The sequence below is a fragment of the Deltaproteobacteria bacterium genome (assembly GCA_003696105.1).
In the GTDB taxonomy this organism is placed as follows: domain Bacteria; phylum Myxococcota_A; class Polyangia; order Haliangiales; family J016; genus J016.
Map to the genome: position 1 here is coordinate 1 of RFGE01000051.1, position 17536 is coordinate 17536.

Genomic DNA, 17536 nt, shown 5'->3' on the forward strand with positions numbered 1-17536 from the left:
CTCGCTGGCGCGCCTATACGCAACAGCCCGCTTGCGCGTTCGCCTCGCGCGGCGGCAGCGCGCGGGCGCGCCGAAAACTTGCCACCGCGTGCGCGGCGTCTCGATCATCAAGCATGCGCGTACGAGTAACGTGGCCGGACGGACGGGAGCGCGAGGTCGAAGTCCACACCTTGCGCGACCTCGATCGCTTCGTGGGATGGCACATGCAGCAAGGGCGCACGCTCGACCTGCGCCTGGACGGCGAGGGGCTTCAGCTCGTCGTCGAAGACCGGTAACCGCGCGCGCCGCGCAGCTGGCGCACGGCCGCGCAGCCATGGCGCGCGGATCGTGGGGCCGTGTACCGCGACGCGGGCGGTTGCCGGCGCGCGCTCGCTCGCCTCGCCGGCGGCTACGGCGCGACGAGGTCCGCGACCTCGGGCGGCTCGGCGTCCGCGTCGGCGTAAAACTGCCACGTGTAGCGGAAGCGATAGCCGCTGCGCTCGAGCACGAGGGTGAGCCGGCGCAGGTCGGGGCGATAGAATCCGGGCGCATAGAACACATAGTCGCCGCCGCCGTCGTACAGGTTCACCGGCACGCGGTAGACGAAGCCGGTATCGTGGTTGAACCCGTCGCGCTCGGGAATGACGAGCGTATGGATGTGGCCAGCCTCCCGCGGCTCGACCGCGGTCGGGTACAGGCGGCGACCGCGATCGTCCTCGAGCCACGCCTTCCACCGGTTCAGGTCGGTCATGTCCTTCCACCGGTGGATGAGCCGCACGCGCGCCCGCAGCCGATCGCGCGTGACGAGCACGATCTGCGCGCTGTTCGGCAGCCGCAACCCCGGCGGCAGGTACATGTCCGACAGCAGGATCGCCTGCTCCGTAGACGAACGGGCGACCGGATCGACGCCGAGCAGAAGCCGCGGCTGCACGGCGCGCACGTGCCACTGGCGGTCGCAGCCGCCGGCGCCCACCGCCGCGGCGGTCGCCAGCGCCAACGCCGTGAGCCGCGCCCGCACCCCGCGATCGTAGCGCCGGCGCCGGCCGCGCGGCCGAAAAAACCGCACCCGCAGCCGCCGCGCCGGCGTCGATGCCCCGCGTCGTACCGAAGTGGACGTCCCGCCGGGCGGCCGACGGCGGCCGACGGCGCTAACATGGCGCGCCATGGTGCGACGGATCCTGTGGCTGGCCGCGGCCGTGGCCGCGTGCGCGTGTGACGGGCGCGTGGACTGGCGGCGCGGCGACGCCGACGAACGGCCGGCGCGGATCGAGCCGGTGGTCGCCCGCGATCCGGCCGGCCCGGCGATCGAGTACACGCTGCGGTTCGACGATCGCGCGACCCACTACATCGACGTCGCGATGTCGGCGCCGACCGAGGGCGCCGACACCGTGGACCTCATGATGGCGACCTGGACGCCGGGCAGCTATCTGATTCGCGAATATTCGCGCCATGTGGAGGACCTGCGCGCGGCCGGCCCGGACGGCTCGCCGCTGCCGGTGGACAAGCGCGCGAAGAACCGCTGGCGGGTGGCGTGCGCCGGCGTCGACCGCATCGGCGTGCGCTACCGCGTCTACGCCAACGAGATGACCGTGCGCACGAACTTCGTCGACGGCGACATCGCGGTCGTCAACGGCGCGCCGACGTTCATCACGGTCGCGGATCGGCTCGACCGCCCGCACGACGTGACCCTCGAGCTGCCGGCGGACTGGTCGGACGCGGTCACCGCGCTGCCGCCGCATCCGGCGGGCGGCGCGCGCCGGTTTCGCGCGGCCGACTACGACGCGCTGGTCGACGCGCCGATCGTGCTCGGCAACCCGGCGGTGCGCTCGCTGGACACGGGTCTCGCCGTGCCGCACGCGCTGGCCAACTTTGGCGAACGCAACGTGTGGGACGGACCGCGGTCGGCCGCAGACCTCGCGCGCCTCGTCGCGGAGCAGGCCGAGTTCTGGGGGGTCGTCCCGTACGATCGCTACACGTTCATCAACGTCATCGGCGAAGGCCGAGGCGGCCTCGAACACAAGCAATCGACGTTGATGATGGCAAACCGGTGGATGACGCGCTCGCGCTCCGACTACCTTCGCTGGCTCGGGCTGGCGAGTCACGAGTTCTTCCACACGTGGAACGTCAAGCGGCTGCGCCCCGCCGAACTCGGCCCGTTCGACTACGAGTCCGAGCGCTACACGCGAAGCCTGTGGATTGCCGAAGGCCTCACGTCCTACTACGACGACCTGCTGGTCGCGCGAGCCGGCCTGATGACGCGCGATGAATACCTCGCGGCCCTGTCGCGCCAGATCGAAGCGGTGCAAACGCGGCCCGGCCGCGCGGTGCAGCCGCTGTCCGAAGCGTCGTTCGACGCCTGGATCAAGTACTACCGGCCGGACGAGAACTCACCGAACACCACGGTGAGCTACTACGAAAAGGGCGCCGTGGTCGGGTTCTTGCTCGACGCCGAGATCCGCCGCCGCACGGCCGGTCGCCGCAGCCTCGACGACGTGTTGCGCGCCGCCTACGCGCGGTTTTCGGGCGCACGCGGCTACACGCCGGACGAGTTCCGGGCGGTCGCCGAGCAGGTCGCGGGCGGGTCGCTGGCCGACTTCTACCGCAAGTACGTCGATGGCACGGAGGAACTCGACTACGCGCCGGCGCTCGCCTACTTCGGCCTCGAATGGACGCCGGCTGATCCCGCGCCGGCCAAGGAGGTCCCCGCGTGGCTCGGCGCCGAGGTGTCCTCCGGCCCGCGCATCACGATCGCCCGCGTGTTGCGCGGCACACCGGCGTGGAACGCCGGGCTCAGCGCCGGCGACGAGGTGATCGCGATCGACGACTACCGCGTGCGCGACCTCGACGACCGCCTGCGGCGCTACCGCCCGGGCGACGAGGTGACGGTGCTCGTCGCGCGCCGGGGCGTTCTCGTCCGCGTCCCGGTCACGCTCGGCCAGCGGCCGCGCGCATCGTGGAAGCTGCGCGTCGCCAAGCGGGCCTCGGCAGCGCAACGCGCGCGGCTCAGGGACTGGCTGCGCGACTGATCGCGGCGGCCGCGGCGGCGTCCCCTACGCGCGCTCCGGCCGCCGAATCCCGAGCTTCTGCATGCGCGACCGCAGCGTGTTCGGGTTGAGCCCGAGGCGCGCGGCGGCGCCGCGTTCCCCCGCCACGGTCCAGCCGCATTCTTCGAGCACCTGCATGATGTAGGCGCGCTCCACCTCGACGAGGGTTTGCCCCGCCGCCACGCGCAGCCGCGGCGCCGACGCCTGGCCGCCGAGGTCGTCGATCTGCAGCACGGGACCGCGCGACACGATGGCGGCCCGCTCGATCACGTTTTGCAGCTCGCGAACGTTCCCCGGCCAGTCGTACCGCATGAGCCGGTCGACAGCCCCCGGTGCGACGCCGTCGAACGGCCGGCCCAGGCTGCGCGCCACGCGCGCGAGAATGTGATCCACCAGCGCCGGGATGTCCTCGGGATGCTCGCGCAGCGGCGGCACCGCGATCGGAAACACGTTCAGCCGATAGTACAAATCGGCGCGAAAGCGTCCGTCGGCGACCAGCTGCTCGAGGTCGCGGTTCGTGGCCGCGACGATGCGGGCGTCGGTCGTGCGCGTGCGGCTGCTGCCGATGCGCTCGAACTCGCCGGACTGCAGGACGCGCAGCAGTTTCGCCTGCGTCTCGAGCGGGAGTTCGCCGACCTCGTCGAGAAAGATCGTGCCGCCGTCGGCGACTTCGAATCGTCCGGCGCGGTCGGCGTGCGCGCCGGTGAACGCGCCCTTTTCGTGGCCGAACAATTCACTTTCGACGAGCCCCGCAGACAGCGCAGCGCAGTTGACCTTGACGAACACGCGGCCCGCGCGGCGACTGCGGGCCCACACGCGCGTCGCGACCCGCTCCTTGCCGGTGCCGGTCTCGCCGGTGACGAGCACGGTCGTGTCCGTCGGCGCCACCTGATCGACCAACGCCCGCACCCGCTGCATCGCCGGGCTGTCTCCGATGAGTTCCCAACGCGCGGTGTCACCGCGTACGACATCCCTGAGGACCGCGTTTTCGGCGGCCAGTTGCGCGCGCAGTCGCGCGTTTTCTTCGAACTGCATCGAGTTGAACAGCGCGATCGCGATCGCATCGGCGATGTCGACGAGCGGCTCGAGGTCGGTGTCGGCAAAGGCGTGGGGGCGGTCCGACATCAGACAGAACACGCCGATCCCGCGGCCTCGTGCGACCAGTGGCAGCAAGATCGCGGAGTGGACGCCGACTTCCTCGAACGCCGTGCGCGCGACGGTGAACGGGCCGAGGTCGTCGCGCGTGCCGATCACGCGCGGTCGCGGGTCGGCGATCAACGCGTCGACCACGCTGTGGTCGCCGGAGGGATAGACGCGGCCCTCGTAGATCCGATCCGGGTCGTGCGGACCGTGCAGCGCGTAGAGCACGTTCCCCTCGCCGTCCGGGTTGGGCATCATCAGCGCCATCTTGTCGTGCGGCACGAACTCGCCGACGGCCGTCGCGATCGCCGAGAATACGCGGTCGCGTTCGAGATGGCGCGATACCGCACGCGCTATGTGGAGCAGCGCGCGCGCCTGCATCAGGCGAGTGTCGGCGTCGACCGTCACGCGCGGCAAGGATACCAGCGCGGGCGCCGCCGGCAACCCGCGCGGATCGACCGGGGGCCGGTAGCTGCGCCAGTCGTTTTCAATCCATCCGCGCCGCGTTACACTCGCGGGGCGCGAGTGAACGACGCCGTTCAGCCTGCACCGGACGACGCGGAACGAGCGAGATCGCTCGGGTTGTGGGCCGCCACCGGCGTCGGTGTCGGCGCCATCGTGGGCGGCGGCGTATTCGTGCTCGCAGGCGTTGCGTTCGCCGCGGCAGGGCCGGCGGCGGCCATCGCGTTCGCGGTCAACGGCGCGGTCGCGTTCCTCACGGCGATGAGCTTCGCCGAGATCGCCACGGCATTTCCCGAAAACGGCGGCGCCTACACCTTTGCCAAGAAGGTGCTGTCGGTCCGCGCGGCGTTCGCCGTCGGTTGGATCCTGTGGTTCGCCTACATCGTGGCCGGGGTCCTGTACGCGCTCGGCTTCGCATCCTTTGCGGCACTCGCGGCGCAGAAGGTGTGGGCGTGGTTCGCGGGCCAACCGCCGGCATGGCTCGCGGGCCGCAGGCTCGCACTGCTGCTCGCCTCGGGCGCGGCCGTCGCGTACGCGTACACGCTCGTCAAACGCGCGACCGGCGGCGGCCAGTACGCCACGGTCGGAAAGGTGTTCGTGTTCGCTGTGCTCATCGTCGCCGGACTCGTCGCGCTCGTGCGCCAGGATCCGACGACCAGCCTGGACAACTTGCGGCCGTTCGTGCCGCACGGCATGCCGGGGCTGCTGATGGCGATGGGGTTTACGTTCATCGCGCTGCAGGGCTTCGACCTCGTCGCGGCGATCGGCGGCGAGGTGCGCGACCCGGGCCGCACGATTCCGCGGGCGATGTTCCTGTCGCTCGGCTGCGCGCTCGCGATCTACCTGCCGCTGTTGCTGCTCGTCGCGTCCGTCGGCGTGGAACGGGGCGAATCGATCGCGCGGCTCGCGGCCGCACAACCCGAGGGCGTGATTCCGCTCGCCGCGGAGCGATTCATGGGCCCGGTCGGCTACTGGCTGGTGATCGTCGCGGCCATCTTGTCCACGCTGTCCGCCCTGCACGCCAACCTGCTCGCCGCATCTCGCGTCGCGCTGTCGATGGCGCGCGACCGCACCCTGCCGGCGATGCTCGGCGACCTCCACAAACAACGGCGCACGCCGGTGATGGCCATCTTCGCGTCGACGCTCACGCTCGTAGCGATCGTGTTCATGGTGCCGGATCTGGCGGCCGCCGGCTCCGCGTCGAGCTTGATCTTTTTGGTGTCGTTCGCGCTCGCGCACCTCACCGTGTTCCTCGCGCGCCGGCGTGGCGGGACCACCGCGGCGCCGTACCGCACGCCCTGGTTTCCCACCATCCCGGCCGTCGGCGGCGGCGCGTGCGCGGCGCTGGCCCTGTTTCAAGCCGCCGCCGTCCCGGATGCGGGCGGCATCGCGCTCATCTGGCTCGGTCTCGGCGTGATGCTGTACTGGTCGCTGTTCGCGCGCCAGGCCGAGATCGGCGACGCCGCGGTCGAAGCCGCCGACCCGGCGCTGATGCGGCTGCGCGGGGAGGCGCCGCTGGTGCTCGCGCCGATGGCCAATCCGTCGCACGCTACGGCGCTCGTGTCGGTGGCGAATGCGCTGGCCGCGCGACGTGTGGGGCGCGTGCTTCTGCTCAGCATCGTACCGGTCGCCGACGACGACGCGGCGTCCCCGGGTGTACCGCCCCAACTCGAGCACACCCTGCACGCGATCGACGACGCGCTCCGGCAGTCGTTCACGCGGGGGCATCGCCCCGAGGCGCTGATCACCGCGGCCGCCGACCCGTTCGCCGAGATCCGGCGGGTCGCGCGCGAACACGGCTGCGGCGCGGTCGTGCTCGGCCTCGGGGACCTGTCGGACGACGCCGGCGAGCCGGCGCTCGTCCACCTGATCGACTCCGTGGACGCCGACGTCGCGCTTGTGCGCGCGCCGGCCGGATGGACGCTCCGCTCGGCCGAGCGGGTGCTCGTCCCGGTCGGCGGCCGCGGCGATCAACACGAGGTGCGCGCGCGGCTGCTCGGCACACTGACGCGCGGCGGTCGCCGCACGTTCACGTTCGTCACGGTGTTGCCGGCGTCGGCGTCGGACGCGGACGCCGAGCGGGCCCGCGACGAGATCGCCCGCCTGGCCGAACTCAAGGTCCGCGGCGCGCGGATCGAGATCGTGCGGGCCGACGACGGCGCGGCGGCGGTGCTCGAACGGGCGGCCGACTTCGACCTGATGGTGCTCGGCCTGCCGCGAACGCGACGGGGCGTGCGACTCGGACCGTTCGCCCGTCGCGTCGCGCGCCACGCGCCGTGCGCCGCGATCTTCCTCAGTCGCCGGCGGCGCGGGCCGTTCGACCTGCTCGAGCCGCTGCGCGACGACGTCGTCGAATCGCTCCGCGACGTCGTCCGCGCGAGCCCGATCCGCAAACCGCGGTGACCGCGCGGCCTACGGCTGAATGCACAGCTGCAGCTGAAAGTTCGTGAACGCGCCGGTGTCGGGCTGGGCGTCGTCGGCCACCCTTAGCGTCCACGTGCCCTGGGCCGCTTCGCCGGCGACGGTCGACAGCGGCTGCTCGGGAGCGAACGGTCCGGTAAACGGCGCGACTCCGTCGGTGATCGACGTCGGTGCACCGTCGACGAACACGGTGTCGGTGTAGTTGTCGCCGCCGCCGCCGTTGTCCGTCGACAGCTCGACGTTGGTCCCGGCCGGCGAGATCAGGAAGATGTCGAGATCGGCGTCGTAGGTGTGGGTCACGGAGATTTGCACCGTGACCGACGCGACGGTGCCGGTATCGGGCACGTCGATCTTGCTGGAGACCGACTTTTCGTCCTCGACGTCCTTCGGCAGATCCGTCGCGGCGTAGATGACCTTCGTGGTGCCCGACGGGCACGTCGCGAGGCAGGCGGCCGCCGCGGCGCAGTCGCTGTCGTCGCAGTCGACCTTTCCGTCGAGGTCGTTGTCGACCCCGTCACCACACGTGCGCTCGCGCCCGAACTCGCACGTGGCCTTGCCGTCGCAGTCGGGGTCCTCGCAGTCCGCGATGCCGTCGGCGTCGTTGTCGATGCCGTCGTCACACGTCTTTTCGCTGGCGAACTCGCAGCCGGCCGTGCCGTTGCAACCCGGATCGAGACAGTCCGCGGCGCCGTCGCCGTCGTCGTCGGTCCCGTCGTCACACGCCGGCTCGGGACCGCACGGCTCCGGGCAATAGCACAGGTACAGTTCGAAGCTGTCGATCGACCCGCCGCCGACGGACACGGTGTCGGTGGCCGACAGCGTCCACGTGCCCTTGGCGGGGGCGCCGACGACCGTCGCCAGCGGCTGTTCGGGACGGAACGCGCCGGTAAACGGGGGCGAGGCCTCGGCGATGGAGGTCGCGGCATCGTCGGCAAACAGCGTGTCGCGGTATGCGTCGGACGAATAGCTGCCGCGGCCGTCGGCGAGCGTGACCGTCCCGCTCGGCGCGGTCAACGAGATCGTCAGATCGGACGGGAAGCTGTGAGTGATCGTCGTCGCGACCATCGCGCGCAGCACGAGTCCTTCCACATCGACCTGAACGTGGCTCTCTCCCGTGTCGAGGTCCGGCACGGTCACCGGCGTGTCGGTCGCAGCCACCGACAGCGACATCGAGCCGGCCGGGCAGTCGGCCGCCAGGCAGGCCGGGCGGTCGGCGCAGTCGGAGTCGTCGCAGTCCGTCGCGCCGTCGACGTCGTTGTCGATCCCGTCTCCGCACGTCCGCTCGGCCGCGTACTCGCACCCGGCTACGCCGGCGCAGTTGAAGTCGAGGCAGTCAATGTCGCCGTCGCCGTCGTTGTCGATGCCGTCGTCGCATGTGCGCTCCGCGGTGAACTCGCAGGTTCCGACGCCATCACACGACGGATCGCGGCAGTCGGCCACGCCGTTGTCGTCGTTGTCGATGCCGTCGTCGCACGTGCGTTCGGCCGGCGACTCGCATCGGCCGACCCCGTCGCAATCGCTGTCGACGCAGTCGAACCGGCCGTCGAAGTCGTTGTCGAGGCCATCGTCGCAGTCGGTTTCCACCGCGGGAACTGCGTCGGCGCCGCCTCCGGTCGAGCCCGCGTCCACCTTTGCGCCCGGGTTTTCGTCGGCGCGGTGCGTCTCCTCGCCCGCGACGGCACACGCGGCGAGCGCGGCGAGCGCGGCGAAACCAAAGCTGCGCGCAATTCGTTGCATATCCATCCCCATCTCCTCCGGCGGGCGAAGTCGGCGCCGATCCCAAGCAAGCTGCGGGCCAGCGCCAAGTCGCCCCAAACTGGTGAGTGCGGCCTGTCACGAACGCCGACAGGGTGGCTACTGTAGTCGCCATGTGGGCGCGTGTCCCCGACGGGAACGTCCCGAATTTCCCCGACACCGGGTCGCGCCGGGCGCCGGCGCGACGGGGCGCCGCGCGCACCCAAGTTCGGTGACGCCGGGGTCGTTGGTCCGGTCGCGCTCAGCTCGACAGGACGCTCTCGAGCTGGTCGAACACGCGCGTGCGCCACTCGACGAGCGGGCTGGTGCGCGCGTTGAGCCGGTCGGTCTCGACGAGCACCGCGCCGAGTTCGACCAGCCAGCAGTAGGGGTCGACCGGGCTCTTGATCGCGACCTCCGACGGCGGTGCGACCGGCGGCACCCACGCGGCCATCCGGCGCGTGTGGCCGTCGAGCAGCGCGCGGGTCGCGACGTGCGCCAGCCGGCTGCCCAGCAGGCGATCGAACGCGCTCGGCCGCCCGCCGCGCACGACGTGGCCGAGAATCGTCACCCGCGTCTCGGAGGTCTCGGGGTCGGTGTCGAACTCCTCGCGCAGCCGCGCATCCACGCGCTCCTTGAGCCGCGCGACCGGGACCGGAACGCCCTCGGCCTTGACGACGACGACCCGGCGCGTGCGGCCGACGCGCGCGCGCACCTTGCGCACCGTCCGCACCACCATCTCGACGATGTCGTCCTCGGACTTGTCCGCCTCGGGAAACAACACGGCGTCGGCGCCGGCGGCGATCGCCGACGTCATGGCCAGGTAGCCGCTGTGGCGCCCCATCACCTCGACGAGGAAGGTGCGGTCGTGAGCGTCGGCGGTGTCCGAAATCTTGTCGCACGCCTCGACGATCGTGTTCATCGCGGTGTCGACGCCGATGCACGTGCCGGTGAAGCCGATGTCGTTGTCGATCGATGCGGGTACGCCCATGACGCGAACGCCGCTGGGTCCCGCCTCGCGCGGGTCGGCGAGCGCGTTGGCGCCCGCGAGCGAGCCGTTGCCGCCGATCACCAGCACCGCCTCGATGCCCGCGTCGGCCAGGCGCGCGCGCGCCTGATCGCGCGCGGCGCGGTCGAAGAACGCCTTGCAGCGCGCCGACCCGAGGATCGTGCCGCCGCGGCGAACGATCGGTCCGACATCCGCCGGTGACAGCGGCGCGAAGCGGCCGTCGACGAGGCCGCGGAAGCCGTGCGATACGCCGAAGACCTCCCAACCTTCCGCCAGCGCCAGCAACGTCGCCGCGCGAATCGCGGCGTTCATGCCCGGCGCATCGCCGCCGCTGGTGAGGATCGCCATGCGGCGGGTCGCGCCGCCGCCGCCGCGCATACCCGGCTCGCTGCGTTCCACTGCGGGGAGCATACTCGATCGCCACATGGCCGAAAGAGCGCGTTTTGCAGGAACCGCGCCCAGTCGACTCGCCGCGGTTGCGCCCGGTTGCGAGCGCCGGCGGCGGCGCGACCGTTGCCAACGGCAACGCGGCGATGCGCCGCGCATCACGACCGGCGCGCCGCGAAGCCCCAGGCCATGACGGCGAGCCCGGTCCCGATCGCCGCGGCCGCGACCGCGGCCGCCGGACCCGCGCTCACCGCAATCGCCGCGCTCGTTCCGACGATCGCCAGCGCGACCGCGGCGACCGCGCGACCGCGACGGCCAGCGCCGGGCCGAAGCGCGACCGCCCGCGGGACGGCCGCCGCACCGGCGGGCGCGCCGGCCGCGACCGCGCACACGCGGTGCGCCGCGGGCCAGTTGTCCTCGTGCAACCCGTCGACCGCGCCGAGCACGAACTCGCCGTACACCCGGTCGTAGCCATCGTTGCAGTGCACTTCGTCGCCAACCGCGAGGATCCGCCCGCAGATGCCGCACGCGAGCGGGCGATCGGCGACGCACCCGTCGGCCGCCGGCGTGCGCCCTGCGTCGTCGCCGTCCACACCGTCAGTATGCCCGACCCCGCGGTCCCGGGTTCCCTCCTTTTGGTGCAGCTCGCGAAAGGCCCGCGACACCGGGGCAGGGCGCGAACGCGGCGCCCACCTCCGCGACCCGGTCGCGGAGCGACGCCCCATCCGGTTTCGGAGACCTCCGACCCGGGGTGCCGCGTGGCCTAGGTGGCGGTTGCGGCGCGCAGTCGCCGCCCGTTTTCGTACGCGCGCAGCCGGCGGCGCGCCTCGTGATAGGCGCGCCGCGCCATCCCGTCCGTCACGAGCCAGGTTCCCTCGATGACGCGGCCGTCCTCGAACGCGGGGTCGCCGCTGGCGACGACGACGACGGTGTCGAAGTCGCGTACGCATGCCTCGGAAAAGTCGGGCCATGCGAGAAAACGCGACTCCTCGACGTGGTAGACGGCGACGTTCGTCCCGGCGGCGATCCCCGCGCGGGCGGCGACGCGGCACGCGAACGGAACGACCTTGCCGACACCGGCGTCGCACCACACGGGGTCGCGGGATGGCACGTATCGGCCGCGGTGGTCGATTACATCGATGAATACGTCCACATCGACCTCCTGATCGGGGTCCCCGGTTTTGCATGCGTCGATCCAATCCGCGCCTCCGCAACCTCCCGGAACGACGCGGTGTGCGCGGGTGTAGGCGGGGTCTGCCGCCCACCGCGTGCGCGGGTCGATCGGGGGCTGGCGGCCCCGTGCTACACCCGGCCCATGCCCGCGGTGCGCACCGAGCGCGATGGCCCCGTCACCACCGTCATCCTCGATCGACCGGCCGTACGCAACGCCGTCGATCGCGACACGGCCGCGGCGCTCGCGGACGCGTTCCGCGCGTTCGACGCCGACGACGGCGCGCGCGTCGCCGTGCTGTGGGGCGCCGGCGGAACGTTCTGCTCCGGCGCCGACCTCAAGGCGATCGCCGTCGGCCGCGGCAATCGCGTCGCCGACGACGGCGACGGGCCGATGGGGCCGACGCGCATGGCGATGTCCAAGCCGGTGATTGCAGCGGTGTCCGGGCACGCGGTCGCCGGCGGTCTGGAGCTGGCGCTGTGGTGCGATTTGCGCGTGGCCGAGCGCAGCGCCGTGTTCGGCGTGTTCTGCCGGCGATGGGGCGTGCCGTTGATCGACGGCGGCACGGTGCGCCTGCCCCGGTTGATCGGCCTGTCGCGGGCGCTCGACCTCATTCTGACCGGCCGCCCGGTGTCGGCGGACGAAGCGCTGGCCATCGGCCTCGTTCACCGCGTCGTCGACGACGGTCAGTGCCGGCAGGCGGCCGAGGCGCTCGCGCGCGAGCTGGCGCGGTTTCCGCAAGCGTGCCTGCGCGCGGACCGCGCGTCCGCCTACGAGCAAGCGGGGCTCCCGCTGGACCGCGCGCTCGCCGCCGAGCTGGCGCGCGGGCGCGCCGTGCTCGCGGAGGCGGTCGAAGGTGCGCGCCGGTTCGCCGGCGGCGCCGGCCGGCACGGCCGCTTCGACGACGAGGGCGCGGCGCACGCGGAGGCACTTCCTTCCGATCGCAACGGATCGAAGGAGTAGGGACAGCCCCCGTTACAACCCCGCGCAGCTGCCGTCGCGCATCGCGCCGCGCTCGGGCTCCGGCACGGCGGACAGCACCGACTCGGGCGGCCCCGCGCACGACGGCAGCTCGCGGAAACCGTTCAGGTCCCACACGTAGTGGCGGCCCGGCGCGAGCTGGACGTTCTCGATGACGTCCCAGCACGGGCTCGACACGAGCCACGGCTTGCCGTCGACGGAATGCACCGCGAAACTCGGCGGGAACCCGTACACGTCGCGATTGAGGCACGTCGTGCCGATGTTGTCGCCGATCGGCCCGATCCACGATGCGGCCAGCGTGACCGGACGATCGGCCGGCACCTCGACCCACGCAAACGCGCCGAAGTTTTGCGCCGGATACGGGTCGGTGTCGTCGCCGGTGAGCGCCGGCAGGCAGCCGCGCCCGTGGTTGTCGATCCCGTCCATGAACGCCGCGTAGTCTCCCGGATGCGTGCTCAGCGCGGTGATCCCGTCGACCTGGCCGTTGTTCGCGCGCGGGTCGGTGCCGGCCTCGAACACCTTGATCGTGAAGTGGCGCATGCTGGTCTGGCCGACCCACCAGTCCACGCCGTAGCGGGGATCGGCGGTGCGCAGCACGTCGTAGTCGTTTTGCGTCGTGTCGCACGGCACGGGGTTGCCGGGCCGGCGGACCGGATCGTTCTTCTCCGGCCAGTGGTGCGGCTGGCACACCCCCCAGTTCGGCGAGCTCGGCGCCGGCGTCGATCCGTCCCAGGTCGACGGCGGAAAGTCGCCGGTCGCCTGCCAGCAGTCCGCAAACCGCTGCGCCTCGACGGGGCAGTTGCCGGCGCCGAACCGCCGTTCGCAGATCCACAACCACTTGTGCTGGCGGTCGCAGGCGACGCGGTAGTTGTGCCAGAACGCCCACAGATCGCCGTGGACGTATGCGGGGCCGACGCCCGGGCAGTCGCTCGGCGTCGCGTCGGCGCCGCCGGGGCCCGCCGCGTCGGCGACCGCCCCGTCGGGGCTCGGACCGGCCCCGTCGATGGCGCCGGCGCACGCGGCGACCGTCGACGCCGCGGCGGCCAGGATCCAGCCGGTCCGTCGCGTCATCGCCCCTGCCACCAATCCTTGCGCGACCGCGGGTCCATGAACTGTCCGGTGTCGCGGATTGCGACCAGCAGTCGCGACGACCGCGCGCGGCCAAACGCCTGATCGGCGCGCAGCGCGGGCAGCTCGGCGCGGCCGGCGGCGTCGCTCGTCGCGTACAGGTCGCGCAGCGCCGGGTCGACGCACACGCCGACGACGTGCAGCGCGTAGCCGGAGACGACATTGTCCTCCCGCGTGTACTTGAGCGTGATCGAGTCGTCGTCCGCGTACAGCACCCGCACCTGAAAGCCGTCGCCGATGTCGTAGCCCGACACCGGAACCTCGATGAGTTCGCCCGGCGTCGTTGCCATCGCAACCATCGTCACCTCCCACGCGGAGATCGGGCCGGCCGGCTCGCCGGCCTGCCAGTCCCAGTCGTTGACCCGGTAGTTGGCCGCGAACGCGGGCACGCGGTCGTCCGCGAACACGGTCGCCAACTGCGGCGCCCGCGGGTCGGTCGGGCCGTCGAGATCGATCAGGCCCGTCGCGCCACCGGTGGCGGACCAACCGCGCAGTTTGATGTTGAGGTCCGGGTGCTCGGAGGCGGGGCGATCGGACACCGGCCCCGCGGTCGACAACGTGGCGTAGGTCGCGCCGCCGATCGGCTCGCACGGCGCGAGGCCGCCGTCGAACGACGACGCGTCCGGCGCAAAGGCGTCCGGCGCAAAGGCGTCCGGCGCGGTCGCGCCGGCGTCGGCGGCCATCCCCGAGGGCGAGCCGCCGACCGTGCACCCCGCGAGATACGCCGCCACCACGGCCACGGTCGGCGCGATCTTCGGCATACCCGGGGTCGATGCAAGGCCGGTGCCCACGCCAACCCCCCAATCGGGAAGGTCGCGGTGCCGCCGGTGCAACGTATCGTGTGCGGACCGGTCTCCCCGGTGCGGTCGAGCGATTGACCGCGCGCCGCCGATCCCGCAGGCTGATCGACGGTGTCGACCGCGCGCTCGGGTCCGGAACGCCGGCGCCGGCGCACCCGCGTGCCGGGTGCCGCCGCGGCCGCCGCGGTGGCGGTGGTCGCCGCCGTCGCCGTCGGAAGCTGCGCGCGGCCGCCCGCGCCGGCGCGGCCGCGGCAGCCGACCGGCACGTGCCCGGGGGCGTGCGCCCACTACCTGCGCTGTAAGGGCGAGCCCGACGACACCGCGACGTTCGCCGCGTGCGTGACCGAGTGCCGCGCGACGTTCGACGATCCGGACGTGCTCGCCGACTACGAACGGCTCGACTGCGACGACGCGGTCGCGTTCATCGAGGGCGACAGCGGCCGCGGGCCGGGCGCCGCGGCGCCCGCGCCGCGCGCGCGGCGGCCGGCGCCCGCGCGCCGCTGACGCGCCGCGCCGTCGCGCTCGGCCCAAAACGCCGCCAACTTCGGCCACAGCCCGTGCGCCGCCTTGCGGGACACCACCGCGCCGACGTGGCCGCCGTTTTGGTGGATATGCACCACGTCGTCGGCCCGGATGCGCTCGAGCATCACCTCGGCGCACGCGCGCGGCACGATGTAGTCGTGTTCGAACGTCACCACCGCCGTCGGCGTGCGGATCGCGTCGAGCCGCACCGGCTGCCCGTCGAGGCGATAGCGCCCCTCGACCAGCGCGTCGCCGCGATACAGCTCCTCGATGTACTCGCGGTACGCCGCGCCGGGAAACGACACGTTGTCCGAGCCCCACCGCTCGGTGGCGACGAAGCCGTCGAGGAACTCGTCGTCCCACGCGCGGTCGACGAGCTGCACGGCCTTCCACAGCCCGAGAGTCGGCTTGACCATGTGGAAGCTCGCCTGCAGCAGCGGCCACGGCACGTTGCCGAACGCCTCCACCACGGCCCCGACATCGAAGGTGCGCGTGCGCGTCCACGCGGCGAGCACGCCCGCGTCCGCAAACCGCAGCGGCGTCGCGAGCGCGGTGTGGGTGGCGACGTATTCGGGGTAGACCGCGATGTGGATCGTCGTGATGGTGCCGCCGAGGCAGTACCCGAGCAGGTGGATGCGGTCGACGCCGGCGATGCGCGCGGTCTGGCGGATGGCGCGGCCGACGTAGCGCCCGCAGATGTCGCCGAACGTGACGAAGCGGTCCTCCGGACCGGGCGTGCCCCAGTCGACGATGAACACGTCGTGACCGCGACCGACCAGGAACTCGACGAAGCTCTTGCCAGGCGCCAGGTCGAGTACGTAGTGGCGGTTGATCAGCGACGGCACCATCAGGATCGGGGTCCGATACGCGAGCCCCTCCGGGCGCGCGCGGTAGCGCAGCAGCCGCCACTTGTTTTCGCGGAACACCGCGTCGCACGGCGTGACGGCCACGCGCGGCCGGCGCCGGTGCAGCGTGAGCAAGTTGCGCAGCCGCCTCACGTCGCGTCCTCCGCGTACAGCGCCTCGAACCGGTCGCGGAACCGGTCGTAGATGGCGCGGCGTCTCAGTTTGAGCGACGCGGTGAGCAGCCCGCCGTCGACGGTGAGCGGCTCGTCGATGATCGCGAACTTCTTGATCGTCTCGAACCGCGCGAGCCCCGCGTTGACCCGGTCGACGCATCGCTGCAGCAACCCGCGCACGCTGTCGGGCGACGGCGACGGCCCGAGCGCCTCGACGATCGCCGCGTGATTCGGCCAGATCCCCGCCACCAGGTACTTCTTTCCGTCGCCGTAGACGACGACGTGATCGACGAGCGGCTCGTTGGCAAACCGCATCTCGATGTTGGCCGGCGGCACGTTCTTGCCGCCCGCGGTCACCAGGATTTCCTTCTTGCGGCCGACGATCTGCAAGAAGCCGTCGTCGGTCCACCGGCCGAGATCGCCGGTGCGGAACCAGCCGTCCTCGGTGAACGCCGCGCGGGTGGCTTCCGGGTCTTTGTGGTAGCCGGCGAACACGTTGGGGCCGCGCGCGAGGATCTCGCCGTCGTCGGCCAGCCGCAATTCGACGGACGGCAGCGGCTTGCCGACCGAGTCGAACCGGTAGTCGTCCGGGCGGTTGAGGGTGAGCGTCGGAGAGGTTTCGGTCAGGCCGTAGCCCTCGATGATCAGGATCCCGGCGCGGAGAAACAGTTCCTTGACGTCGCGCTCGAGTCCGGCGCCGCCCGACAGGCAAAACCGCAGCCGCCCGCCGGTGAGCCGCTGCAGCGCCGCCTCCGGTTCGGCGTCGGCCTGGGCGCGGCGCGCGAGCTTCTCCCAGTAGGCCGGCACGCTGAAGAACACGTTCGGCCGGACGCGCGGCAGAGCGTCGAGCGCATCGGCGGGCGCGACCATGTGCGTCGTCCAGCCGAGGGTGTTGCCGATGCACATCTCGCCGAAGCCGAAGATGTGACTCATCGGCAACCACAGCACGTCGACGCCGTCGTCGGGGAGGGCGGGACCGTTGCACTGCAACCAATCGCTGGCGTTGACCGCGACGTTGCGATGCGTCAACGGGACGCCTTTGGGGTGGCCGGTCGTTCCGCTCGTGTACAGCATGACGGCGCCGTCGTCGAGCGTCACCGCGTCGCAGCGCGCGTGCAGCGCCGCCGGGTCGCCGTCGCCCATCGCGAACGCCTCGGCCCACGCCAGCGTGCGCCCCGCCGGGCGGACCTCGATCTCGCGCTCGCGGAACACGACCACGGCGTCGCTGTGATCGAGGATGTAGTCGACCTGCTCGGGCGTGTTGTTCGGGTAAATCGGGACCATCACGCCGCCCGCCGCCTGGATCGCGAGCGCCGCCGCGGCCCAGTTCACCGAGTTGTGCGCGTGGATCGCCGCCCGATCGCCGGGAGCCAGGCCGACCTCGCACAAAAACGCGCCGAGCTGCTCGACGCGCCGCGCGAACTGGCGCCAGGTGACCGGCTCCGGCGCGTAGAACCGCACGCGATCGCCGCGCTCGCCCACCGCGTCGAACACCGCGCGAGGCGCCGGCCGCGGCTCGAGGTAGGCCGACACGTCCACGGCTAGCGCTCCTCGAGTTCGACGAGCTTCTCCTCGAGGTCGAGGAGCCGGCTCTCGAGCTGGTTGAGCTTGTGCAGCTCGCGCTCCTGGTCCGCCTTGGTCGGCAGGCCCCACGCGCCCCACCACGCGCACAGCAGCTTGTCGGTGGCGGCCTTCGTGCGCATCGCCGCGGTGAGCATCGCGCCCGACGGCTCGAGCACC

Annotated in this window: 14 protein-coding genes; 4 read left to right on the forward strand and 10 right to left on the reverse strand. The window is 72.1% G+C overall.

Annotation, left to right across the window (positions count from 1 at the left end; genetic code table 11):
* Positions 1-388 precede the first annotated feature (388 nt).
* Entirely contained in the window at positions 389-1045 is a 657-nt protein-coding gene (locus D6689_03125) for a hypothetical protein (GenBank protein RMH44119.1), read from the reverse strand.
* Between the two features lie 97 nt (positions 1046-1142).
* On the opposite strand from D6689_03125, the gene D6689_03130 reads away from it, so the two are divergent.
* Entirely contained in the window at positions 1143-3005 is a 1863-nt protein-coding gene (locus tag D6689_03130) for a M61 family peptidase (protein RMH44120.1), read from the forward strand.
* A gap of 24 nt (positions 3006-3029) precedes the next feature.
* On the opposite strand, the gene D6689_03135 is transcribed toward D6689_03130, so the two are convergent.
* Positions 3030-4544: a GAF domain-containing protein gene (locus D6689_03135; protein ID RMH44121.1), complete on the reverse strand. Its 1515-nt coding sequence runs from the start codon at positions 4542-4544 to the stop codon at positions 3030-3032.
* Between D6689_03135 and D6689_03140 the strand changes: the two genes are divergently transcribed.
* Complete coding sequence (locus D6689_03140; protein RMH44122.1) at positions 4365-7028, forward strand: amino acid permease; 2664 nt, start codon at positions 4365-4367, stop codon at positions 7026-7028. The genes D6689_03135 and D6689_03140 overlap by 180 nt on opposite strands.
* Positions 7029-7037: 9 nt before the next feature.
* On the opposite strand, the gene D6689_03145 is transcribed toward D6689_03140, so the two are convergent.
* The 4 genes from D6689_03145 to D6689_03160 all read right to left on the reverse strand — a co-directional run bounded on the left by D6689_03145 (position 7038) and on the right by D6689_03160 (position 11329).
* Entirely contained in the window at positions 7038-8795 is a 1758-nt protein-coding gene (locus D6689_03145; protein RMH44123.1) for a hypothetical protein, read from the reverse strand.
* Positions 8796-9042: 247 nt separating this feature from the next.
* The gene (locus D6689_03150; protein RMH44124.1) at positions 9043-10335 is read right to left on the reverse strand and encodes an ATP-dependent 6-phosphofructokinase; all 1293 of its coding nucleotides are present in this window, start codon (positions 10333-10335) and stop codon (positions 9043-9045) included.
* The gene (locus D6689_03155) at positions 10335-10769 is read right to left on the reverse strand and encodes a hypothetical protein (GenBank protein RMH44125.1); all 435 of its coding nucleotides are present in this window, start codon (positions 10767-10769) and stop codon (positions 10335-10337) included. Before D6689_03155 ends, D6689_03150 begins: the two co-directional genes overlap by 1 nt.
* A gap of 170 nt (positions 10770-10939) precedes the next feature.
* Complete coding sequence (locus tag D6689_03160; protein RMH44126.1) at positions 10940-11329, reverse strand: hypothetical protein; 390 nt, start codon at positions 11327-11329, stop codon at positions 10940-10942.
* A 162-nt stretch (positions 11330-11491) separates the two neighbouring features.
* On the opposite strand from D6689_03160, the gene D6689_03165 reads away from it, so the two are divergent.
* Positions 11492-12310: a crotonase/enoyl-CoA hydratase family protein gene (locus D6689_03165; GenBank protein ID RMH44127.1), complete on the forward strand. Its 819-nt coding sequence runs from the start codon at positions 11492-11494 to the stop codon at positions 12308-12310.
* A gap of 12 nt (positions 12311-12322) precedes the next feature.
* On the opposite strand, the gene D6689_03170 is transcribed toward D6689_03165, so the two are convergent.
* Together D6689_03170 and D6689_03175 are read right to left on the reverse strand one after the other, a co-directional pair.
* Positions 12323-13399, reverse strand: coding sequence for a hypothetical protein (locus D6689_03170; GenBank protein RMH44128.1), 1077 nt, complete (start codon positions 13397-13399; stop codon positions 12323-12325).
* Positions 13396-14217: a hypothetical protein gene (locus D6689_03175; GenBank protein RMH44129.1), complete on the reverse strand. Its 822-nt coding sequence runs from the start codon at positions 14215-14217 to the stop codon at positions 13396-13398. Before D6689_03175 ends, D6689_03170 begins: the two co-directional genes overlap by 4 nt.
* Before the next feature lie 150 nt (positions 14218-14367).
* Here D6689_03175 and D6689_03180 point away from each other — a divergent pair, with 150 nt between their 5' ends.
* On the forward strand, positions 14368-14760 hold the full coding sequence (locus D6689_03180; protein RMH44130.1) for a hypothetical protein: 393 nt from the start codon (positions 14368-14370) through the stop codon (positions 14758-14760).
* On the opposite strand, the gene D6689_03185 is transcribed toward D6689_03180, so the two are convergent.
* Complete coding sequence (locus tag D6689_03185) at positions 14643-15956, reverse strand: hypothetical protein (GenBank protein RMH44131.1); 1314 nt, start codon at positions 15954-15956, stop codon at positions 14643-14645. The two genes, D6689_03180 and D6689_03185, sit on opposite strands and share 118 nt — an antisense overlap.
* A complete protein-coding gene (locus D6689_03190) occupies positions 15773-17467 on the reverse strand; it encodes a long-chain fatty acid--CoA ligase (GenBank protein ID RMH44132.1) in 1695 nt (564 codons plus the stop codon). Before D6689_03190 ends, D6689_03185 begins: the two co-directional genes overlap by 184 nt.
* Positions 17468-17536 lie beyond the last annotated feature (69 nt).